16 protein-coding genes are annotated in these 22968 nt (G+C 34.5%); 7 read left to right on the forward strand and 9 right to left on the reverse strand.

Annotated elements, in window-relative coordinates:
* Window position 1 precedes the first annotated feature (1 nt).
* The 4 genes from OF897_RS07055 to proS all read right to left on the reverse strand — a co-directional run bounded on the left by OF897_RS07055 (window position 2) and on the right by proS (window position 5428).
* Window positions 2-538: a nucleotide exchange factor GrpE gene (locus OF897_RS07055; RefSeq protein ID WP_267264988.1), complete on the reverse strand. Its 537-nt coding sequence runs from the start codon at window positions 536-538 to the stop codon at window positions 2-4.
* 544 nt (window positions 539-1082) lie between these two features.
* Entirely contained in the window at window positions 1083-2420 is a 1338-nt protein-coding gene (locus OF897_RS07060; protein ID WP_267264989.1) for an Nramp family divalent metal transporter, read from the reverse strand.
* A gap of 109 nt (window positions 2421-2529) precedes the next feature.
* A complete protein-coding gene (locus OF897_RS07065; RefSeq protein WP_267264990.1) occupies window positions 2530-3828 on the reverse strand; it encodes an OmpA family protein in 1299 nt (432 codons plus the stop codon).
* Between the two features lie 124 nt (window positions 3829-3952).
* Window positions 3953-5428 (reverse strand): proline--tRNA ligase, encoded by a 1476-nt coding sequence (gene proS / locus OF897_RS07070; protein ID WP_267264991.1) that lies wholly within the window; start codon window positions 5426-5428, stop codon window positions 3953-3955.
* Window positions 5429-5574: 146 nt separating this feature from the next.
* Between proS and OF897_RS21590 the strand changes: the two genes are divergently transcribed.
* Window positions 5575-6660: a prolyl-tRNA synthetase gene (locus OF897_RS21590; protein ID WP_323809031.1), complete on the forward strand. Its 1086-nt coding sequence runs from the start codon at window positions 5575-5577 to the stop codon at window positions 6658-6660.
* A 28-nt stretch (window positions 6661-6688) separates the two neighbouring features.
* The gene (locus OF897_RS07080; protein WP_267264992.1) at window positions 6689-8116 is read left to right on the forward strand and encodes an OmpP1/FadL family transporter; all 1428 of its coding nucleotides are present in this window, start codon (window positions 6689-6691) and stop codon (window positions 8114-8116) included.
* Between the two features lie 84 nt (window positions 8117-8200).
* Here OF897_RS07080 and OF897_RS07085 read toward each other — a convergent pair whose 3' ends face one another.
* Both OF897_RS07085 and OF897_RS07090 read right to left on the reverse strand, forming a co-directional pair.
* A complete protein-coding gene (locus OF897_RS07085) occupies window positions 8201-8917 on the reverse strand; it encodes a ZIP family metal transporter (protein WP_267264993.1) in 717 nt (238 codons plus the stop codon).
* The gene (locus OF897_RS07090; protein ID WP_267264994.1) at window positions 8917-9642 is read right to left on the reverse strand and encodes a class I SAM-dependent DNA methyltransferase; all 726 of its coding nucleotides are present in this window, start codon (window positions 9640-9642) and stop codon (window positions 8917-8919) included. The genes OF897_RS07085 and OF897_RS07090 overlap by 1 nt, the downstream gene beginning before the upstream one ends.
* A 122-nt stretch (window positions 9643-9764) precedes the next feature.
* Here OF897_RS07090 and OF897_RS07095 point away from each other — a divergent pair, with 122 nt between their 5' ends.
* The 3 genes from OF897_RS07095 (at window position 9765) to OF897_RS07105 (ending at window position 12413) form a co-directional block, all read left to right on the forward strand.
* Window positions 9765-10934, forward strand: a complete 1170-nt coding sequence (locus OF897_RS07095) for a THUMP domain-containing class I SAM-dependent RNA methyltransferase (protein ID WP_267264995.1) — start codon at window positions 9765-9767, stop codon at window positions 10932-10934.
* A gap of 3 nt (window positions 10935-10937) precedes the next feature.
* Entirely contained in the window at window positions 10938-11336 is a 399-nt protein-coding gene (locus tag OF897_RS07100; RefSeq protein WP_267264996.1) for a branched-chain amino acid ABC transporter substrate-binding protein, read from the forward strand.
* A 72-nt stretch (window positions 11337-11408) separates the two neighbouring features.
* Window positions 11409-12413 carry a glycosyltransferase gene (locus OF897_RS07105; RefSeq protein WP_267264997.1) on the forward strand — a complete coding sequence of 335 codons (1005 nt, stop codon included), beginning with the start codon at window positions 11409-11411 and terminating at the stop codon, window positions 12411-12413.
* Between the two features lie 209 nt (window positions 12414-12622).
* Here the strand turns inward: OF897_RS07105 and OF897_RS07110 are convergent, their stop codons facing one another.
* The gene (locus tag OF897_RS07110) at window positions 12623-13852 is read right to left on the reverse strand and encodes an aminotransferase class I/II-fold pyridoxal phosphate-dependent enzyme (protein WP_267264998.1); all 1230 of its coding nucleotides are present in this window, start codon (window positions 13850-13852) and stop codon (window positions 12623-12625) included.
* Between the two features lie 146 nt (window positions 13853-13998).
* Between OF897_RS07110 and OF897_RS07115 the strand changes: the two genes are divergently transcribed.
* On the forward strand, window positions 13999-14457 hold the full coding sequence (locus tag OF897_RS07115) for an Lrp/AsnC family transcriptional regulator (protein ID WP_267264999.1): 459 nt from the start codon (window positions 13999-14001) through the stop codon (window positions 14455-14457).
* A gap of 155 nt (window positions 14458-14612) precedes the next feature.
* On the opposite strand, the gene OF897_RS07120 is transcribed toward OF897_RS07115, so the two are convergent.
* Entirely contained in the window at window positions 14613-15644 is a 1032-nt protein-coding gene (locus OF897_RS07120) for a bestrophin family protein (RefSeq protein WP_267265000.1), read from the reverse strand.
* A gap of 93 nt (window positions 15645-15737) precedes the next feature.
* On the reverse strand, window positions 15738-17810 hold the full coding sequence (locus OF897_RS07125) for an alpha-ketoacid dehydrogenase subunit alpha/beta (RefSeq protein ID WP_267265001.1): 2073 nt from the start codon (window positions 17808-17810) through the stop codon (window positions 15738-15740).
* Between the two features lie 226 nt (window positions 17811-18036).
* Between OF897_RS07125 and dnaE the strand changes: the two genes are divergently transcribed.
* Window positions 18037-22707 (forward strand): DNA polymerase III subunit alpha, encoded by a 4671-nt coding sequence (dnaE, locus tag OF897_RS07130; protein ID WP_267265002.1) that lies wholly within the window; start codon window positions 18037-18039, stop codon window positions 22705-22707.
* Window positions 22708-22968: the final 261 nt, after the last annotated feature.

Consider the following 22968-nt stretch of genomic DNA (forward strand, 5'->3'; position numbering starts at 1 on the left):
TTTAGTTTCCTGTTACAACTTTTGCAAAACGAATTACTTTGTCACCTAAAGTATATCCTGTTTCGATAACATCTACTATTTTACCTTTCAAATCTTCAGAAGGAGAAGGGATTTGAGTAATAGCTTCGTGGAAATCTACATTAAAGCTGTCTCCAGCTTTTACTTCCATTATTTTTAATCCTTTTTCAGTCAGTTTGTTTTTAAATTTGTTGTAAATTAATTCAACACCCTGAAGGTCAGATTCATTACCGTTTTTAGCAATTTCTTTTATAGCTCTTTCAAAATCATCCAAAACTCCCAACATAGAAACCATCATATCCTGATTGGCATACGTGAAGAATTCCATTTTCTCTTTTGAAGTCCTTTTTTTATAGTTTTCAAACTCTGCGTACAGTCTGATGTAACGGTCTTTTTCTACTGCCAAAAGTTCTTCCGGAGTAGGTATTTCTGTCACATTTTCCTGAACTGTTTCTTCAGTTTGAGTTGTGTTTTCTTCTTGTTTATTGATGTTTTCTTCGTTGATATCCTGATTTTCCATATTTCAATAACTATTTAGAAGTTGTTTGTCAAACATTCTGCCAAAGAAAAAAGAATGACATTTAGGCAGATTTAAAAATATTTTTTTAGGAGCTTTTTCCCGCTTTCCATTACAATCTTTTTTTGCAAAAAAGGATTTCCATTACAATCGGGGCTAAGGTTGCAGTCTTCTATTCAAAATATTTGAAAAATACCCACGAAGTTTGTCATCCAAAAAAGGATATAATGCAGTATTAAAGATTTGTGCTTTTGTGAAAAAATATTATCATTTAACGTTGTGCATTTTGCAGACAATGCCAAGTAGTTGATAATTAAAGTCTTTGTATTTTTTTTGCTAAATGAAATGCCATTGTTTACCTTAAAAACAGAATTTATTATAAAAACATTGTTTTTCCTGGCGATAAAAAAACGCAAGGCTATACAAAAAAATTGTAATAAGTTAGATGTCAAGTTAAACTAAGCCTTTTTACTTTTTTCGAAAGACAATGATTTAAAATGCATAACAGGTTTATCACTTTTTTTAAGAAAAAGACGGTTTTACCAGTCTATTCTCCAAAAAATGTTTGGTACAATAAATACAAATTCAAAACAATAATCACAATCGTAATAATCCAAACACAGATTTTTAAGAATGCTTTGTTGGCAAATTCACCCATTTTAGCTTTGTCGTTGGTAAACATTACTAAAGGAACAACCGCAAAACTTAATTGCATCGATAAAATAACCTGACTTAAAACTAAAAGATCTGTTGTGCCTTGTTCGCCATAGATAATAGTCACTATTAATGCCGGAATTACTGCAATTAATCTCGTAATCAGTCTTCTAAGCCACGGTTTAAGACGAATATTTAAGAATCCTTCCATTACGATTTGTCCGGCAAGAGTACCTGTTAAAGTAGAATTTTGTCCGGAAGCTAAAAGTGCAATCGCAAAAGCAATACTTGCCATTGAAGCGCCTAAAATAGGAGTCAACATTTTGTAAGCATCGTGAATATCTGCAATGTGTTGATTTCCTGTCGTATGAAAAGTTGCGGCGGCTAAAATTAAGATGGCTGCATTAATGAAAAATGCTAATAATAAAGAAACCGTGCTGTCTAAAGTGGCAAATTTTATCGCTTCCTTTTTTCCTTCTTTATCACGTGTATAATCTCTTGTTTGCACAATACTGCTGTGAAGGTAAAGATTATGTGGCATTACCGTGGCGCCGAGAATTCCGATTCCGATGTAAAGCATTGCGGGGTTTGTAATGATTTCTTTTTGTGGAATTAAACCTCCTAAAATAGCGTTGATTTCAGGTTTTGAAATAATTACTTCATACCCGAAACAAACGAGAATAATAAACATAAGTCCGGCAACAATGCTTTCAATCCACCTGAAACCTTTTGCCTGAAGCAATAAAATGATTAAAACATCAATCGTTGTAATCACAATTCCCCAGGTTAAAGGAATTCCAAAAAGTAAATTTAATGCAATGGCAGAACCTATTACTTCCGCCAAATCACAGGCAGCGATGGCAATTTCACAAAAAATCCAAAGAATAAAATTGGTTGTAGGTTTAAAATGATCTCTACAAGCTTGAGCTAAATCTCTTTCTGCAACAACACCTAGTTTCACAGAAAGATGCTGCAAAACCATTGCGAAAATATTAGAAATAAGAATTACCGAAAGTAGAGTATAACCAAATTGTGATCCTCCTGCAATATCGGTTGCCCAGTTTCCTGGATCCATATAACCAACTGCAACCATTAGTCCGGGACCTGCAAATGCTAAATATTTTCGCCAAAAACCTGAACCTTTAGGGATAGAAATTGAGGAAAATACCTCTGGTAATGAATGTGATGTTTTATCTTTTCGCCAAGCGTTTTTCATATTAAAACTAGTCATTGTTAGAAATGACTAACAAATTTAATTAAATAAATGAAATGGAAATCTATTTTACCAAAAAAATCCCGAAAATATTTCCGGGATTTTAATTATTTATGTGTGAATGAGATTATTTTGCAAATCTCACAGACATTTTTCTGTCGACCGCTCTTTCGTCATTTGAAGCAGAAGCATCTACTTTTGCAAATTCGCTTCCATATCCATCGGCTGCAATAACTTGTGTTCCTACACCTTGTTTTCCTAACCAATCTTTGATATAATTGGCTCTGTCTGCAGAAAGTTTTTTGTTTTTAGCTTCGTCACCGGTTTTATCTGTGTAACCACCGATTTTAATTTTAGAATCTGGAAAAGCTTTTAAAATTGCTACCAAGTTTTGTAATTGTCCTTCCGAACCAGCTTCCAAAGCATTTGCGCTTCCAATTTTAAAATTTACGTGATCGAAATCGTACCATTTGGTTTTTAAAGCATCATCGTTGGCTGCGTTTTTATATCCGTCAGTTTTCAGGAAAGTAATCATTTGATCTTCCATTCCGCCTTTGTAACCTTTCAGCGCAGTTCCATTGAGATCGATGTCTTCGTCAACTTTTGTTACAGTTGCCGTTGTGTTTGAATCCATCGGCATTGATGATGAATCTTCAGAAACGTTTAAAGAATCACCTGTAACTGTCGTTGTAGTAGTTGTTTCTTTTTTATTGCATTGCTTCCATAAAAAGTAAGATGCTGCAATTAATAATAATATAGGAAGAAGCCATTTCCAGATTGAGCCGCCTTCCGAAGAAGTTGCTCGGTCAGGGAAAGTTCCGCCATCTGCAACGCTTCTTGTTACTTCAACCTTTGGTTCTTCGTGAGTTACAGGTTTTATTTCGTCTTGGTCATTGTCAAATTTGTAACCTTTTGCCCAATCTCCGACATTTAAAGATGCTAAAGATAGACCTGCAGGTAAAAGTGTGGAAACAATTCCTTTCTGATCATTTAATAATGATGAAATACCTGTTTTGTCTAAATTATGATCTGCGGCATATTGTCCTACAGAACCTACTGTTGCTCCTGTCACTAAATTTAGTAAGGAAGATGAAGAATTATTGCTGATCCCTGCATAAGTAGCAATAGCATTGATAATTCCGCTCAACTTATCACCAAAAATAGAGGTTAATAATCCTGAAATAAAAGAATTATTAGAATTTGAATCAAATAAATTCCCCAAAATGCCTTGCGAAGATGCATTTGAGATAGAATCCAAGACCGAAGGTTTATCAGAATTGTTGGCTAATCCGCCTACAATTACCGGAAGTAAACCAGAAATGGCTTTAGAAACTCCCGCTTCACTTTCTCCAAGTTGCGATGCAGCCTGAGAAACAAATGCAGAACCAAGCTGCCCTTTGATAAGATCAATAATGTTTAATGACATATTATATTATTTTGAATTAATGTTATCTAAATTTAAACAAAAATCTTTCCAAATATTATTTTTTCAAAAAAAATCTGCAAAAACTTATGAATTTTTGCAGATTTAATAATTATTATGTTAAGTGTTAGTAAGCTTTCGCAAATAATACTCTTCTTTTTGAGGGTTTTCCTGAAATTAAAGAAACCCCTTCTTCAATGTCATCATCCAAAGGAATACATCTGATGGTTGCTTTAGTTTCTTCCTTGATTTGCTCTTCTTCTTCAGCAGTTCCGTCCCAATGAGCGTAGATAAATCCTGGTTTTTCTTTTAATACTTTTTTGAATTCTTCGTAAGAATCTACTTTTGTAAAATTATTTTTTCTAAACTCGAAAGCCTTTGTGTACATATCTTGCTGAATGGTTTTCAATAAATCTTCGATGTAAGAATCCAAGCCTTCCAAAGAACGGGTTTCTTTCGTAAGATTATCTCTTCTTGCAATTTCAACAGATTTATTTTCTAAATCTCTTGGTCCCATTGCAATTCTCAACGGAACTCCTTTCAATTCATATTCAGCGAATTTCCAGCCTGGTTTGTTTTGAGTATCATTGTCAAATTTAACAGAAATTCCTTTTAATTTTAATTTGTTTTGAATTTCTAATGCAACCTCGCTGATTTGTTCTAATTGCTCTTCTCCTTTAAAAATAGGAACAATTACAACCTGAATCGGTGCCAAAGTTGGAGGAAGAACCAAACCAAAATCGTCAGAATGTGTCATAATCAAAGCTCCCATCAAACGGGTTGAAGTTCCCCAAGAAGTTGCCCAAGCGTGCTCAATTTTTCCTTCTTTGTTGGTAAATTTTACGTCGAATGCTTTTGCGAAATTCTGTCCAAGGAAGTGAGAAGTTCCTGCCTGAAGTGCTTTTCCATCCTGCATTAAAGCTTCAATACAATAGGTTTCATCTGCTCCTGCAAATCTTTCTGATGGAGTCTTTAGACCTTGTACAACGGGCATTGCCATAAAGTTTTCTGCAAAATCTGCATAGACTTTATTCATTTTTTCTGCTTCTTCAACAGCTTCATCTTTTGTAGCATGAGCGGTGTGACCTTCCTGCCATAAAAATTCAGAAGTTCGAAGGAAAAGACGCGTTCTCATTTCCCAACGAACAACATTTGCCCATTGATTGATAAGAATAGGTAAATCTCTGTATGATTGAATCCATCCTTTATATGTATTCCAGATAATTGCCTCGGAAGTCGGACGAACGATAAGCTCTTCCTCTAATTTAGCTTCAGGATCTACAATTAATTTTCCAGGATTGTCTGGATCATTTTTTAGTCTGTAATGCGTTACTACGGCACATTCTTTAGCAAAACCTTCAGCGTTTTTCTCTTCTGCTTCAAACAAACTTTTGGGTACAAAAAGTGGAAAGTAAGCATTCACGTGACCAGTTTCTTTGAACTTTCTGTCCATCTCATCGCGCATTTTCTCCCAGATTGCATATCCGTATGGTTTAATTACCATAGAACCTCTTACGCCGGAGTTTTCAGCTAAATCTGCTTTTACAACCAATTCATTATACCATTTGCTGTAATCTTCGCTTCTTGAAGTTAATTTTGCCATTAATTTTTTTTTAATATTTTAACTTTTCTAAAATTATGTAATCTAAAAATAAAAATCTATTTTTGATAGATTTTTGCTGCCAATAAATTGGTATATTTTTGGTACAAGATGCAAATATAATTTAATTTAAAAATTTATACATTATCATGAAAAGAAATATACATAAAAATTTATTTGGAATGCTAAAATCAAAAGGTATCTTGGCGATTTCAAGTGGATTATTGTTAATGTCTTGTGGTGCACAAATGGGTGGATATAGCGAGACAGATGGGGTGTATTACGACCCAAATAAAGATACTTTACCAGAAGGTGTAATCATTAATGGTAATGAAGGGAATAGAGTAGGACAATATTATGATTATTATCAAGATGATTCTAACCTAATCCAAAATTCACAAATTAACTCAGCAGAGCAAGATAATCGTTACAATAATTGGTCAAATAATGACTGGAATAGTAACGCAACAGATTCTGACTGGGGAAATTTCGCAGGAAGTCAAACCAATTACTATGATAATTCATGGGGTTGGGGAATGGGCTCACCTTGGGGATGGGGTGGCGGTTTCGGTTCTTACTGGGGATCTGGTTGGGGAATGGGAATGTCCTTCGGCTGGGGTAACTCTTGGGGATGGGGTGGCTACAATCCTTACTGGGGAATGGGCTGGAACTATGGTTGGAATAATTGGTACAATCCTTACTGGGGTGGTTACTACGGAAATCCTTATTGGGGATATGGTGGAGCTGGTTACTGGGGTGGATACAACAGAGTTCCTTATGCAAGAAGTGGAGCGAACGGAAGAATTAGTGGATTTAAAAATAATACATCAGCATACAGAAGAGCTGAAGTAGCTTCAGGATTCAGAAATAATAATGGATCAGGTTTTAGAAACGGTTCTTCGAATAGTAGCGGATTCCGAAATGGATCAAACAACGGAGGTTTCAGACAAGGAAATGCTAATGGCGGTTTCAGACAAGGACAGCAAGGAGGATTCCGTAATCCAAATATGAATAATGGAGTAAGACCATCAAGACCAAATTATAACTATAATCAGCAGCAGCAATCTGCTCCTAGAAGAAATGATAGCTACAGACCAAGTGATAACGGCGGTTTCAGATCAGGCGGATTTAATAATTCTGGAAGCAGCGGTGGCGGTTTCAGAGGTGGTTCTTCTGGCGGCGGTGGTGGAATGAGATCCGGCGGAGGCGGAGGTTTCAGATCTGGTGGTAGATAATTTAAACTTAATAACTATTTAAAAAATAATGTTAAAAAAATCTCTAGTATTAATGGGTGTTACTGCGGCATTTTATCTGCAGGCTCAGGATATATCGGTTATAAGAAATTCAATTGATGTATATTCTAATACTCCAATGACAGGTTCGTCTAAGTTTAATGCGATGGCTGGTTCAAACGGAGCTTTGGGTGGAGATGCAACTGCGCTTCTTACTAACCCTGCAGGTTTGGGAGTTGCCATTGCAGGTGATGCTTCTGTAACTTTAGCTGTTGGCGGAAATAAAAATACAAGTTCATTAGCGGGTTCGTCTGTTAATTACAATATCAATAAAGTAAATATTGGAAATTTAGGCGGTGTAGCAACTTTTCAGCTGATGTCAGAAAGTCCGTGGAAGTTTGTAACGCTTGGTGCTAATTTATCAACTCAGTCTATTGAAAACTACGTTGAGTCTCCAGGAAATGGAAATGTTTCTATTGCAAAAAATCTTGTAGATAATAGCGGAAATCCTGTTGTAGGTAATCTTTCTTATTTAGGTCACGCTTACAACAGATATGGCACTCAGACTAAATTTAATATAGGGGTTGGCGCAAATTACAACAACGCTTTATATGTTGGGGCAAGTGTTAATATGCACTATGTTGATTTGGAGCAGTATGACAGTGCTAAATTTGGTTTAAATTTAGACAATACGGCTTATTCATTCGACAAGCAATACACACCTTATTCTGAAAAATCAAATGGTTTCTCTGCAAGTGTGGGTGTAATTGGGAAAATTACCAAAGAGTTTAGATTGGGGGCTTCAATCGAGTCGCCAACTTGGTGGTCTTTGGATAGAATTTATACTGATTATTATACAGGAACCGACGGTTACATCTATGCTGATAACTTTGTTGAAGACAGAAGATTTCAATCTCCGATGAAAGCGACTCTAAGTGGAGCATTTGTTCCGTCTAAAAACTTTGCAATCAATGTAGATTATACTTTAGGATTAACAAAACCTAGATATAAAGTTCAGGGAGATGCAGAAAGCGAGCTAAACTCTTTCTTCAGCGATTCTTACAAAAACCTGTCTGAAATTAAAGTTGGAGCAGAATATAGAATCAAAGCTATCAGATTAAGAGGTGGTTATTCTTACGCTTCAAGTCCGTTTGATGCAATGACAATCAGTGCTTACTCAAATAATGGTCAAACTGGAGATGTAAATTACAGTAATTTGATTTTAGGAGATAGAAATACGATTGGAGCAGGTATCGGATATGATTTTGGTAAATTTTATATCGATGCAGCGTATCAAAATATTACTTCAGAATATAAAAATCCTTTCTTAAGTGGAAATGAAAGCTTTGGAACAGGATATTATTCAGGAGATTTTGATGTAGCAACTCCATATTCAGTGGTTTCAGATGTTAAAAATGTGAGAAACAATTTCTTTTTAACAGTTGGATGGAAATTCTAAATTAATATCGTTAAAATATAAAAAAGGCTTTGGGAAATTTTCTCGAAGCCTTTTTGTTATATTTAAATTTTGATAAAATTAAATTTAATGATGATGTCCTACATGAGAATGATCGTGAAATAAATGCATCATCAAAGCCAATGAAACGCCCAAAATAACCAGTCCGATTTTTGACCAGTCAATATTGTGATTTTTATTGCTTTCAAAAATAATTACGGATGAAATATGGAGGAAAATTCCACCTACAATCGCTAAAAAGTAAGGCTGCCAAGCTGGATTAAAATAGTTTCCTAAAAGCATTCCGAAAGGTGAAGCCAAAGCAAATAAGGCTACAATTAGAATCGATGGATAAGATACTTTTGAATTTGTTCTGTTAAATAAAAATGCACCCAAAATAAAAGAAATTGGAAGGTTGTGAAATAAAATTCCCAACAAATAAGGCGAAAACGGATCCGTTTCATTAGCCAAAGGAATTCCTTCAATAAATGCGTGAATAAAAAGTCCGACCATCAAAGCCATCGGAAGAATATTACTTTCTCCATGATGATGAAAATGTCCGTGCTCGAAACCTTTTGTTAAAGCTTCCAAAATCATTTGTAATAAAACACCACCAATAACGAAAATTCCTAAATTTCCAATATCTGAAGTATAAACCTGCGGAAAAACTTCATTTAAACAAATGGTAATTAAAAATCCGGCGCTTAAAATCAATAAGTTTTTAGAAAATTTTTCTTTCTGACCAAAATATTTCCCAAGGAAAACTCCGGCAACGACGCTTAGTATAAGTAAAATGAAAATCATTATTTCTTCTTAAATAAATTGATACAACGTAATGAAGTATCTTTATTAAAATCATTTAGTTGATAATCTCCCCAAATTTTAATTCTTTCAAAACCACTTTCTTCAGCATAATTTTTAATGGCATCCAAAGTATGAAGTTTTACTTTTTCAAAATAATGATGAGATTTTCCATCGGCTTCAAACGTAATGTCTTTTACAACATGTCTGCCTTCGATTTTTTTTGAAATTTTAAAATCAATTTCTCCTCTGGTAATCGTGGTTTCAGGAACCAAATTGTTTCTTACGAATTCTTCATTCAGATAATCTAAAACGAAATATCCATCCTTTTTTAAAGCATTACAAACAGATTGGAAAACTTTTCTGTCATCATCTTCATTGTCAAAATACCCGAAACTGGTAAAAAGATTAAAAACAGCATCTACAGGATCATAATCAATAGGATTTCTCATGTCATGAACATTAAAAATCAACGTCTGATTTTCAAACTTTTTATTATGTTCGATGCTTTGTCTTGAAAGATCCAAACCAAGAACATCGTAACCCAATTTATTAAGAAAAACCGAATGTCTTCCTTTTCCACAAGCCAAATCTATGATTTTTGCCGATTGAGGAAGCTGTAACTCTGAAGTTAGTTTTGTAATAAAATTTTCAGCTTCTGTATAGTCTCTGTTGCTGTATAATAAATGATAATAAGGGGTATCAAACCAAGATTCAAACCATTCCATCCTGCAAAAATAGTGTTTTTAGTTGATGGTAAGTAGTGGTTGTTTGATGGTTTTTATCACATCCGATGATTTCTATCAACTATAAACTGACAACCAATAACTAAAATGACTATTTTTGCAAAATGGATACAGAAAATCTAAAAATTCAGATAAAAACATTCTTCGGATTAGAACCAATTCTTGCTGAGGAAGTTAAAAAATTAGGGGGGAGAAATGTTGAGCTTAAAAACCGTGCAGTAAACTGTGAAGGTGATTTGGGCTTTCTATATAAAGTAAATTATTCGGCTAGAACGGCTTTGAAAGTTTTGGTTCCGATTGAGGAATTCAAAGCGTATAATGAAAGTAAATATTACGATAAACTTTTCAAGTTTGAGTGGGATCAGTTTATGGATGTTGATCAGACTTTTGCGATTGATTCAACGGTGAATTCTGAAAGATTCAGCCATTCTCAGTTTATGACTTTCAAAATGAAGGATGCAATCGTAGATTATTTTCAAAATAAATACGGGAAAAGACCAAGTATAGAAACGAAATCTCCGGATATTAAATTTCACTTGCACATTGACAGAGAATTGGTGACAATTTCGTTAGATTCTTCAGGTGATGCTTTATTTAAAAGAGGGTACAGAAAAGAGCAGGGAGAAGCTCCGATTAATGAAGTTTTGGCAAGCGGAATGTTGCAATTGGCAGGTTGGGACGGAAAAGGAAATTTCCTTGATCCAATGTGCGGTTCGGGAACACTTTTAATTGAAGCGGCAATGATTGCTTTAGATCTTCCGGCGCAAACTTTCAGAAGAAGATTTGGTTTCCAAAACTGGAACAATTATGATTCTGATTTATTTTCTAAAATAAAAGAAGTAAGAATAAATCGTGTAAGAGAATTTACAGGTAAAATTGTAGGTTATGACATTGATGGAAGAATGTTAAATGCAGCAGCAGCAAATATAGAATCTGCAGAAATGGAAGACATTATCGAAGTGAGAAGAGAAAATTTCTTCGATACCAAAAAAGATTTATTCCCGTTGTTGATGGTTTTCAATCCGCCTTATGACGAGAGAATTTCTATCAATGATGATGACTTTTACAAGAAAATAGGTGACACTTTCAAAACAAGTTATCCGAATACTTTAGCTTGGTTAATTTCTTCAGATTTGGAAGCTGTAAAGAAAATCGGACTTCGACCTTCAAGAAAAATAAAATTGTTCAACGGAAAATTGGAGACAAGATTTTTGCAGTATGAAATGTATGAAGGAACGAAGAAATTGCATAAATTAGAAAATAAAGAAGAGTAAAATATGCCTTTTGATTTGTTTGACGGTTTAGAAATTCTCGTTGAATTTTTAGATTTCGGATTTTCTTCAAAATCTTCTTCGGATTCTGAAAAGAAGAGTAAATATTCAAAAAAATCAAAATACACCACAGAATTATGGAGTGGAAGCTTTCTCGTGATAGCTTCCATTCTTTATTTTATGGTATTTAAAAATCCTTTACCCGAAGATAATTACTCGCAGACTTTGTTAATTTGTATTCTTGCAGGCTTTGTAATTTCTTTTATTGCATTTTTCAGCCTTTATCATCTAGGGCTTTTTTACTTTAAAAATTTGTCTAAACTTTTATTGTTCAGTTTTTCTTTAATTTTATTTATTATCTCAGTGGTTTTTATTGTTTATTTTAAATTCATCATTTCCATCTAAATTAAAATCATAAATTGTTTTAAAATACATTGAGATTCCTTTTCAAATCTTTAATTTTGAAAAATTTTCAATTTGAAACCTACTATTTCCATCGTTGTTGCCATATTTAATCGAAAAGATGAACTTTTTGAACTTCTCAATTCACTCAATGCTCAGACTGATAAAGATTTTGAAGTAATCATTGTTGATGATGGTTCTTTAATTGATTTGAAACCAACGATTCACAATTTTGAGGAAATTTTAAATATAAAATATTTCAAAAAAACGAATTCTGGACCTGGTTTGTCGAGAAATTACGGTGCAAAAAGAGCTTCGAATGACTGGTTGGTTTTTGTAGACAGCGATGTGATTGTTGAGAATGATTATATTGAAAATATTAAAAATGGTATTCTTTCCATTCCTTGTGATGCATTTGGTGGAGCCGATAAAGCTCATAGAGGTTTTAATCTGATGCAAAAAGCAATTTCTTACTCGATGACTTCCGTTTTTACAACTGGTGGAATCAGAGGGAATAAAAAGGCGGTTTCAAAATTTCAACCCAGAAGTTTCAATATGGGTGTGAAAAAAGAAGTTTTCGAAAAAGTTGGTGGTTTTTCAGAGATGAGAATTGGGGAAGATCCGGATTTATCGATGACACTTTGGGAAAATGGTTTCACAACAGCTTTTTTTGATACAATTGCCGTTTATCATAAAAGAAGAGTAGACTTTGGAAAATTCTCAAAACAGGTTTATCAATTTGGTTGTGCAAGACCAATTCTAAATCAAAGACATCCAAATTATGTGAAGATTTCTTTTGCGTTCCCGACTTTATTTCTGTTAGGTTACGTTTTAGGATTTATTGAATATTTTATCTTACAAAAAGGTTTTGTTCTATCACTTTTCGGGTTGTATACTATGATGGTTTTGCTTCATGCTATGATTGTAACTAAAAATATTGCAATTGCGGGAATGGCGGTTATTTCTACGTACATTCAAATGTTTTCTTACGGTTATGGATTTTTAAAATCATGGATCTTATTAAATGTTTTAAAAATGAAACCAGAGAATGCATTCCCGACACATTTTCATAAAGTTTAATTATACCACAAAATCGACAAAAACTTTAATATAATTGTTTTAAGCATTAAGTTTAAAAGAACAAAATACATTTTTAAAATCTAAAATTTTCATTTTGTGAGCTTTTGAAATGCTCTAAAAATATAACGCAAAAATATCTTTTGTGACTTTTGCGGTTAAAACAAAAAATAATAAAAGCTGTCGAAATTCAACAGCTTTTATAACAATAATTAGAATATGGATGAAATGGTTTCATGGTTTAGAACGCCTGTTTTGAGCATGCATTCTTTCATCTTTTCGTATGTTCGTTCGATATCGTGATCAAGACCGATTGAGAATCTTATTAATCCGTCTGAAATTCCCATGGCTTCACGTTCTTCTTCAGGAATTTCCGATGAGGTTGAGCTTCCTGAGCATGAGAATAATGTTTTGTAAAAGCCTAAACTTACGGCTAAATAACCCAGGTTTTCCTGCTGCATCATTTCCATCAATTCGTTGGCTTTATCAGTGGTTCCTGCATCTAAAGTTAATAATCCGCCAAATCCGTATTCCTCATGCATCATACTTTTCATTAAATCATGATTTTTATGAGATTTTAAACCGGGATAAGAAACTTTTAAACCGTCTTCCTCAAATCTTTGAGCAAGAAACATTGCATTGTAACTGTGCTGTTTCATTCTAATGTGAAGCGTTCTTAAATTTTTAAGAATGCTTGCCGAACGGAAACTGTCCATTGTAGGACCAAGAAGCATACAAGCTCCGTTATTGACGTTTTTGGTGTCGTTGATGAATTCTTGACTTCCACAATAAACTCCGCCCACTGTATCACTGCTGCCATTAATAAATTTAGTTAAACTATGAATGATAATATCTGCTCCCAAAAGAGTCGGCGATATAGAAAGCGGAGAAAAAGTATTGTCTACAATCAGTTTTAAATTGTGTTTTTTACAGATTTCAGAAAGTTTTCTAAGGTCTGCAACTTCCAAAAGTGGATTGCTCACACTTTCACAATATATAATTTTTGTGTTTTCGTTAATTGCATTTTCGATAGATTCAAAATTATTGATATCTACAAAAGAAGTTTCAATTTGAAATGGCGGAAGAAAATTTTTCAGGAAAGCATACGTTCCACCGTAAATGGTTCTGCTTGAAATAATATGATCTCCCGATTTGCAAACCTGCATTAAAACAGAAGTGATTGCACCCATTCCGGAAGCGGTAACATTTGCAGCTTCGGTATTTTCCATTTTTGCCAAAGCTTCGGAAAGATAAAGATTCATCGGCGACGAATGTCTTGAGTACAGATAACAACCTTCTGCATTGCCTTCAAACGTATCAAACATTGTTTTTGCTGAAAGAAAAGTATAAGTGGAGCTGTCCGAAATCGAAGGGTTTACTCCTCCGAATTCTCCAAAATACTGTAAATCCTGTATCTCATTTGCCGCGTTGAATCGATTCATATTTTTTTTGTTTTAAAAATGAATCTTTCTGATATTTGTTACAACTATAATTTAATTATTTAGAAAATAAAACTATTTAAATTAATTTTAATAGAATAAAAGTTGGGTATATTTGCTTTAAGCTAAATTTTGCTAAAATATTTTCTATGCAATTTGACGAAACCGACAAAAAACTACTTCAATATCTACAGGAAGACTGTAAACAAACCACCAAAGAACTGTCTTACAAGCTCGGACTTTCAGTAACGGCAGTTTATGAACGCATAAAAAAGCTCGAAAACTCGGGTGTAATTTCAAAATATGTTGCGTTGGTTGATAAAACAAAAATTGACAAAAAGTTTCTTATTTTATGTCATGTAAAACTCATTCAGCACAAAAAAGAATATCTGATGCAGTTCGAAAAAGAGGTTTTAAATTTAAAAGAAGTCACAGAATGTTTCCACGTAAGTGGTGATTACGATTATATTTTAAAAATCTGCTTAAAAGACATGGATGATTACAGGAATTTTATGGTCACCAAGTTGACCACTCTGCAACATATTGCGAGTACACACAGCTCTTTCACGATTTCTGAAGTGAAACATACTACTGAGATTATTTTATGATTTTATATTTATTTAATTCCGTCGAACTACTGTGTTAGTTTTGGGCAGCTTTTTCCGCCTTCCGCTCCCAATCTTTTTTGGCGATTTCGACAAGCTCAATCGCCAAAAAAGGATTTCCGCTCAAGTCGGGCTGCAAGTGATTCAAAGTAAGAAAATTATACTAAAACTCCATTTTTAGATGTAATTGTGTCCGGTAAATCGGTTTCTCCTACCATTTGTAAAAGATCGATTTCAATTGCCCTACAAATCGAAAGCATCGGAATATCAAACATTAAACCTTCAAAAGGGTTTTCAGAATAATCACCCACCAATTCCATAATGATATAAATCCAGCCAATTGTAATACAAAACGGAATTGAAGCCCAGATTCCCCAGTCTCCCAATTTTGCAAATTCACTCACCAATCCAAGGGGAAGCAACATAATAAAGATGATATTAAACACAAAAGCAGTGCTCGCAAACTGTCGCGGTAAAGGAAATTTCTTGATTCTTTCAGCTTGTCCCTGCAAAGTATAAAATTCATTCAGACAATCCTGTAACTGAATTTGATTAAACTCTGAAATCGCATTCATATTTTTCAGTTCATTCACATCTTTTGACTGTTGAGCAATAAGATAAGTCGCGAAATTTTTATAGTGAGATTGTAATTCTACCTCTTCTTCCGATAAATATTTATTAAGGAAAATCGGAGTTCTGCCATAATCAGGAAACCCCGCTTTGATTAACCTGTTACGCTTATGATCGATATTTTTAAAATGTTCTTCTTCCACTTTAATATGTTCCCATTCTGCAGGAATCAAAAGCTGGTCACGGAATTGATACAACCACGCTATATGACGGAAAACAATCCTTTTGCGTCTTTCTTCAAAGTCAAATTCTCCTACATTTTCATTTGCGGTATCGAAAGAATACACCATTGAACCAAGCATTCTGCTGGAGTTAACGATTCCGCCCCAGATTTTTCTTGCTTCCCAAAGTCTATCGTAAGCTTGATTGTTTTTAAAACCAACCAAAAAAGCTTCTGCAGTACCAATCAACGCTACCGGAACCCATGGAATAATCATCCAATCCCAATGAAAAATATGGAAAAGAACTGCAATCAATGTACACCAAAAAGTAATTAAAATAAGATGAAATCCGGATAAGTTGAGTACCTGTTTGTAATTGACGTATTTGGTCGTGATCATTTTAAAAATAAAATTTGTAGAACCAAGTTAGCAAAAAGTGTACAAAAAAACCTCTAAAATTTTTTTAGAGGTCTTATTTATTTTTTGTCTGAATTAATACTTAAGCATTTCTTCGATTTTTGCTGCTAATTTTTCCGCATTTGGAAGCATTTCTTTTTCCAAAACTAAATTAATAGGAACTGCAGGAGTATCCAAAGATCCCATAGTTTCTACCGGAGCGTCAAGATATTTAAAGCAATTCTTTGAAATTCTGTGTGCAAAAGCTTCTGCGAAAGAATTATTAAGTTGTTCCTCTGTTAAAACAATACATTTTCCGTGTGCTTTTACTCTTTCAAAAACCAATTCTTCATCCAAAGGAATGATGGTTCTTAAATCGATTACTTCCACTTTACCACCAAAGTTTTTCACTGCTTCTTTTGCCCAGTAAACGCCCATTCCGTAAGTGATTACGACAACAGTGTTTCCTTTTTTAATTTCATTTTCATCAGCTTCAATAACGATTTTTCCTTTTCCGAAAGGTAAAATGTAATCTTCTGCCGGTTCAATCGTTTTTGCATCTTCAGTTCCCGGAACTTTGCTCCAGTATAAACCTTTATGTTCCAACATAACAACCGGATTCGGGTCGTAGTAAGCTGCTTTTAATAAACCTTTAAAATCTGCAGCGTTACTTGGATAAGCGATTTTAATTCCTTTAATATTGGCTAAAATACTTTCAACGCTTCCGCTGTGGTAAGGTCCGCCGCCGCCGTAAGCTCCAATCGGAACACGGATAATATTGCTTACAGGAAATTTTCCCTGACTTAAATAACTCGATTTTGAAATCTCAGTAATCAACTGATTGATTCCCGGATAAATATAATCTGCAAACTGAACTTCAACGATTGGTTTTAAACCAACTGCACTCATTCCCGTTGTAGAACCAATAATGTACGCTTCCTGAATCGCCGTATTGAAAACTCTTTTGCTGCCAAATTTCTTCCCTAAAGTCACCGTTTCACGGAAAACTCCACCAATTCTTTCACCAACATCCTGTCCGTACAACAAAGCTTCCGGATGCTTCCACATCAATTCCTGAATCGCATGAATCGCAGCGTCTACCATTACAATTTTTTCTCCACCTTCTGGTTCGCGGGTTCCTACTTCTTCCGTAATTGGAGTAGGTGCAAAAATATGTTGCATTACTGTTTCAGGCTTTGGATCTTCCGCTTTTTGAGCTCTTTCGAATGCTTCTTCCGCTTCTAATCTTGCCTTCTTTGTAATTTGTTTTAATAATTCTTCGTCTACACCAGATTCAAGCAAATGATTTCTAAGAATATTTCCCGGATCTTTTGCTCTGTGTTTGGTTAAATCTTCCTCATCTCTGTAAAATTCTCTTCTGACTCCAGAAGTATGATGACCAATTAAAACGGTTTTAGCACAAACAACCAAAGGTTTTCTTTCAGTTCGAACAAAATCAACAGCTTTCTTCATCGCTTCAAAACTTTCCACGAAATCGGTTCCGTCGACTCTCATTCTGCCTAAACCTTCAAAACCTGCTACAAAATCATATGCATCTACGGTTCTTGCTTCCTCTTTTGTTACAGAAATTCCCCATTCGTTATCCTGAACTAAGAAAATTATAGGTAATTGGTGCAATGCCGAAAACTGAAGTGCTTCACTCACTTCACCTTCCGTTACAGAATTGTCTCCAAGACTACAAATTACAACCGGATTGTTTTCAAACTGCTGTAAATTAAAATCTTCAATGTATTTGATTCCTTGAGCAACTCCAGCTGTTGGAATAGTCTGCATTCCTGTAGCTGAACTTTGATGGATAATTTTTGGTTTGTCCTCATCTCTGCTCGATGGGTGAGAATAATACGATCTTCCTCCTGAAAAAGGATCATCAGCTTTTGCTAATAATTGCAACATCAATTGATAAGGCTCAAAACCAATTCCCAAAAGAATGCTTTCGTCTCTGTAATAAGGAGAAACCCAGTCTTCTTTCTTTAACTGATAAGCCGTTGCCAACTGAATCGCCTCATGACCACGTGATGTGCTATGAACATATTTACAAACATTTCTGTTTTCTTCGTAAATATCTGCCATCGCTTTGGCAAGCATCATGTGGTTATAAGCCTTTAATAAAATGTCCTGAGAAACTTTTTCGTGAAGTGTATTTTCCATAGAAAGCAAATATACATAAAATTAGAAATCCGAACAATTGTTAGTTTACCGAATTATCGTGTTGATTTTTAAATTGATAAGATTGGATTGGTAATTTTTAAACAATTTTTAAACCTCCAAAATGTCGTTTGGTTTTGGTCTAAATTTAACAGAAAACAGATTTCAAAACATAAAAAAATAGCCTAACTTTACATTCTTTTTTAATCTAAAAACTCGAAAAAGTTACATGTATTTAGTTTTTGACACAGAAACCACGGGTTTACCAAAGAATTTCAACGCACCGCTTTCAGATTCAGACAACTGGCCAAGAATGGTTCAGATTGCGTGGCAGTTGCATGATGATGACGGAACTTTATTAGAAAATCAGGATTATATCATCAAACCTGAAGGTTATGATATTCCCTTTAACGCCGCAAGAATTCACGGGATTACGACGAAGATTGCGAATGAAGAAGGTCGTGATCTTGAAGAAATTTTAAATGAATTTGCTAAAGTTTTAGAAAGAGTAAGAGTTGTTTCCGGTCACAATGTTGAGTTTGATTACAACATTGTCGGAGCCGAGTTTTATCGAAAAAATATAAAGGACAATCTTCAGGAAAAACCCAAAGCCGATACGATGATTTTGGGAACAGATTATTGTCAGCTTGCCGGTGGAAGAGGAGGGAGATTCAAGTCTCCGAAACTAGAAGAATTATACGAAAAACTATACGGTCATAAGTTCGATGAGGCGCACAACGCTGCAGCCGATGTAAATGCAACGGCTCAAGTTTTCTTCGAAATGATGCGTATCGGGATAATTCCGGCTGAGGTTTTGAAAACTTCGGAAGATCAGTTGGCATATTTTAAAACGCTTCATCCAAATCCGATTAAGCCATTCAATATTATTATCAGAAGGCAGGTTGCAGATTTCAACAATAAGAAAAAGCAGTCTGATGTCGGAAGTATCGATGATATTGATTTAGGAAGATATTTCAACTTTGATAACAAAAGTGTTTTTTCAACGTTGACGGCGACTTCAAGCATTAATGATCTAATTAAAAAAGCCTCAGATGAAAATTTTCCTGCCGTAGGAATGGTTGATTTGGGAAATATGATGGGTGCTTTTAAATTTGTTTCTGCAGTTGAGGGTGCAAATGGTGACCGAGCAAAAAAACATAAAGAATATTTAGCAAAAAAGCAGGAAGCTGAAGAAAACGGTACAGAATTTAATGAAAATGAACCTGTTTCAGAACCTTTGATTCCCGTTGTAGGTTGTGAATTTTATATTTCAGACCGTTACGAACAAAAGCAGTTTACCAAAGACGATCCGGACAGAAGAACGCAGGTTGTTTTGCTTGCGAAAGATTTTAATGGTTATAAAAATTTAGCCAAACTTTCAAGTATTGGTTTCCTGAAAGGATTCTATTTCGGAGTTCCAAGGATCAGCCGTGAAGTGATTGCTGAATATAAAGAAGGATTAATCGCATTGACTTCAGGAATTAACGGAGATATTCCTGATGCGATTTTAAATACCGGTGAACAGAAAGGTGAGGAACTTTTCAGATGGTGGAAAGATACTTTTGAAGACGATTTTTATGTTCAGATTCAAAACCATAAACTTCCTGAAGAGGAGCATTTAAATGATGTTTTACTACATTTTGCAGACAAATATAATGTCAAAATTTTAGCTCAAAACCAAACTTATTACACCGATAAAGACGATTCTAATATTCAAGATATTGTAAGCTGTATTAAAGACGGTGAAAAGTTGTCGACCCCTGTGGGAAAAGGATTTGGAAAGAGAAGAGGTTTGGCTGCGGGAGAATATTATATTAAAAATGCACACGAAATCAAGGAAGCATTTCTAAATTACCCAGATGCTTTTGATGCTTACGAAGAATTTACCGCAAAATTCAGTCCTTATACTTTAAAAAGAGACGTACTTCTTCCGAAATTTGATATTCCTGAAGAATTTATTCACGCAGAAGATGAGGTTGATGGTGGAAAACGTGGTGAAATGGCATATTTGACTCACTTAACTTATGAAGGCGCTAGAAAAAGATATGCCGAAACAGGAATTACTCCAGCAATTAAAGAACGCCTTGATTTTGAACTTGAAGTAGTTGCCAACACAGGTTATCCAGGTTACTTTTTGATTGTACAGGATTTTTGTAACGAAGCCCGAAAAATGGGCGTTTGGGTTGGTCCCGGTCGTGGTTCTGCAGCAGGTTCTGCCGTTGCGTACTGTACCGGAATTACCAATGTTGACCCGATTAAATACGATCTACTATTTGAGAGATTTTTGAATCCTGAAAGGGTTTCGATGCCCGATATTGATATCGATTTTGATGATGAAGGTAGAGATAAAATCATCAAATGGGTAGTCGAAAAATATGGTAAAAACCAAGTTGCGCAAATTATTACGTATTCGGTTTTAGGTGGAAAGTCTGCGATTAAAGATGCCGGAAGGGTTTTGGATTTATCAATTCCGGATACTATTAATATTACAAAACTGATTCCTCCAAGTCCGGGAATGAATATTGCGAAAGCGTTATCAAAATATGATAAGCTGAAACCTGAAGAACAGATGCTTGTCGATGAGATGAAGTATGTTCTGAATACACCCGATGATGCTCGTCACGATGTTCTATCGAGTGCGAAAAAGATGGAAGGTTGTATCCGAAATACTGGAATTCACGCTTGTGGGGTAATTATTACACCAGAAGATGTAAGTAATATTATTCCAGTGACGATTGCTGCGAAAGATGCGGATATTTTGGTGTCTCAGTTTGATAACTCGGTTGCGGAAAGTGCGGGTCTTTTGAAAATGGACTTCTTGGGTCTTAGAACTTTGACCATTATTAAAGATGCTTTAAAAATAGTTAAAGCAAGGCATGGAATTGATATTGACCCGGATGTAATTCCTTTGGATGATGTTAAAACGTATCAGCTATTTAAAGAAGGAAGAACGGTCGGGATTTTCCAGTATGAAAGTCCAGGAATGCAAAAGTATATGCGTGAATTGAAGCCGACAGTTTTTGCTGATTTGATTGCAATGAATGCGCTTTACAGACCTGGTCCGATTAAATATATTCCAAACTTTATTAATAGAAAACATGGAATTGAGGAAATTGTTTACGATTTAGATGAAACTGAAGAATATTTAAAAGAAACCTACGGAATTACCGTGTATCAGGAGCAGGTAATGCTTTTGTCTCAAAAATTAGCCAACTTTACGAAAGGTGAAGCCGATACATTGAGAAAAGCGATGGGTAAAAAACAGATTGAAGTTCTGAATAAAATGTATCCAAAGTTCATTGAAGGTGGAAGAAAGAATAATCTTAATGAGGAAAGATTAGAAAAAATTTGGAACGACTGGAAAGCCTTTGCAGAGTATGCATTTAATAAATCTCACTCTACTTGTTATGCTTTAATTGCTTATCAAACTGCTTATTTAAAAGCTAATTATCCCGCAGAATATATGGCGAGTGTGATGAGTAACAACATTAACAATACCGAGTCGATTACCATGTTTATGGAAGATTGTAAAAGTATGGGGGTAGATGTTTTAGGACCAGATGTAAATGAATCTCAATATAAATTCTCGGTAAATGAAAAAGGACAAATTCGTTTTGGATTGGGTGCTATCAAAGGGATTGGTGAAGGTCCGAGTGAAGGAATTACCAAAGAAAGAACCAATGGAAGGTTTAAAAATATCTACGATTTCTTCGAAAGAATTTTGCCTTCTCAAATGAACAAAAGAGTGGCGGAAAGTTTGGTTGTTGCAGGAGCTTTTGATGAATTGGATTCTTTTCACAGAGGTCAGTATTTCGATATTGATATGGCAGGAAGAACGAATTTGGAAAGATTAATTCGTTACGGACAGAGTTTTCAGGAAAGTAAAAATGAAATGGAACATTCTCTTTTTGCTGATTTTGCAGAAGAAGTTCAGATTGAGCAGCCTAAACTTGCGCCTTGTCCAGAATGGCCAAATATGCATATGTTGAATAAGGAAAAGGAAACCATTGGATTCTATCTTTCTGCGCATCCACTGGATGAGTTTAAATTTCAATATCAGTTTATGCAGGGAAGTTTGTCTAAAAAAGCAGTTTTAGAAAAAGACGAAGAGGCAAAAGTGATTACTGATGAAGTTCCGATTTTGGAAAAAGATTCTGTAGATGATGTTGCAGATTTAATTGAAATCGTTTCTGATGACATTGTTGCAGGTGAAGAGGAAGAAATTATAGAGGAAGTTACTAAAAAAGCTGAGCCGAAGGGTGTTTTTGGATTTTTAAATCTTGATGAGGTTGATGCTTATAAAGAGCAGGCTTTTGCTAATAAACAAGAAGAACTGTTTGAAGAAAAGAAAAAAGACTGGAAAACGCTTCAAAAGGAAAGAGAAAACGGCGGCGGGGGAAAAGAATATACTGTTGCGGGTTTAATCACAGAATATGTGGTAAGAGACGGTTTCCGAAGTGGTGAAAAGGTTGCTTTTTTAACTTTGGAAGACTATTCTGGTTCTTATTCTTTCAGATTAGGCGACCGAGATTATATGAAATTAAAGGATAAGCTTGAAGTGCAGCGTTTTGTGATTTTAAAAATAAAATTTGCTCAGGTGAAAGATGGGAGAGTTTTTGTGAATGTTGTTGATGTTATTGAACTTCAGGAGGCGTTCGAGAAATTTGCTAAAAGTATTTCATTAATAATGGATGTGATGGATTTTCGACCAGAAGATTTAAGTTTTTTCAGAAATATTATAGATCAAAATCAAGGAAGTCAGAAATTTAAATTTTATATAAAAAATATTGATGACGATACTCATATTGAAGTTCAATCAATGAAGCATTCTGTCAGTTTGAATGGAGACTTGATTAAAAATATACAACTGCTTAATAAATATGAATTTTATTTGAATTAATTTTTTTTTAAAATATCTTGAAATATTATAAAAACGCAATCCAATTATTGGTTGCGTTTTTTTATTCTTGAAATTTTCACAATAGCTGAAATTGCGAGCTTAAAATTTATTGTTAAATAGAAATAATTTTAAATTATGTAATTGATTGATATTCTGATATTTGATTGTATTTAGTTGTTCTCTAACTCAAAAATAATTAAATGTTTGTTTAATAATATGTCATTATTTTAACTTCATTATTAGTATGTTTTCAAAATATTA

The sequence above is a fragment of the Chryseobacterium formosum genome, assembly GCF_026460885.1.
Classification (GTDB): domain Bacteria; phylum Bacteroidota; class Bacteroidia; order Flavobacteriales; family Weeksellaceae; genus Chryseobacterium; species Chryseobacterium formosus.

Coding starts and splice junctions, on each gene's coding strand:
- proS (WP_267264991.1), bottom strand. CDS start 5,428: ATGGCAAAATTAACTTCAAGAAGCGAAGATTACAGCAAATGGTATAAT.
- OF897_RS07115 (WP_267264999.1), top strand. CDS start 13,999: ATGCAATTTGACGAAACCGACAAAAAACTACTTCAATATCTACAGGAA.
- dnaE (WP_267265002.1), top strand. CDS start 18,037: ATGTATTTAGTTTTTGACACAGAAACCACGGGTTTACCAAAGAATTTC.
- OF897_RS07060 (WP_267264989.1), bottom strand. CDS start 2,420: ATGACTAGTTTTAATATGAAAAACGCTTGGCGAAAAGATAAAACATCA.
- OF897_RS07080 (WP_267264992.1), top strand. CDS start 6,689: ATGTTAAAAAAATCTCTAGTATTAATGGGTGTTACTGCGGCATTTTAT.
- OF897_RS07065 (WP_267264990.1), bottom strand. CDS start 3,828: ATGTCATTAAACATTATTGATCTTATCAAAGGGCAGCTTGGTTCTGCA.
- OF897_RS07110 (WP_267264998.1), bottom strand. CDS start 13,852: ATGAATCGATTCAACGCGGCAAATGAGATACAGGATTTACAGTATTTT.
- OF897_RS07120 (WP_267265000.1), bottom strand. CDS start 15,644: ATGATCACGACCAAATACGTCAATTACAAACAGGTACTCAACTTATCC.
- OF897_RS07100 (WP_267264996.1), top strand. CDS start 10,938: ATGCCTTTTGATTTGTTTGACGGTTTAGAAATTCTCGTTGAATTTTTA.
- OF897_RS21590 (WP_323809031.1), top strand. CDS start 5,575: ATGAAAAGAAATATACATAAAAATTTATTTGGAATGCTAAAATCAAAA.
- OF897_RS07090 (WP_267264994.1), bottom strand. CDS start 9,642: ATGGAATGGTTTGAATCTTGGTTTGATACCCCTTATTATCATTTATTA.
- OF897_RS07055 (WP_267264988.1), bottom strand. CDS start 538: ATGGAAAATCAGGATATCAACGAAGAAAACATCAATAAACAAGAAGAA.
- OF897_RS07125 (WP_267265001.1), bottom strand. CDS start 17,810: ATGGAAAATACACTTCACGAAAAAGTTTCTCAGGACATTTTATTAAAG.
- OF897_RS07095 (WP_267264995.1), top strand. CDS start 9,765: ATGGATACAGAAAATCTAAAAATTCAGATAAAAACATTCTTCGGATTA.
- OF897_RS07085 (WP_267264993.1), bottom strand. CDS start 8,917: ATGATTTTCATTTTACTTATACTAAGCGTCGTTGCCGGAGTTTTCCTT.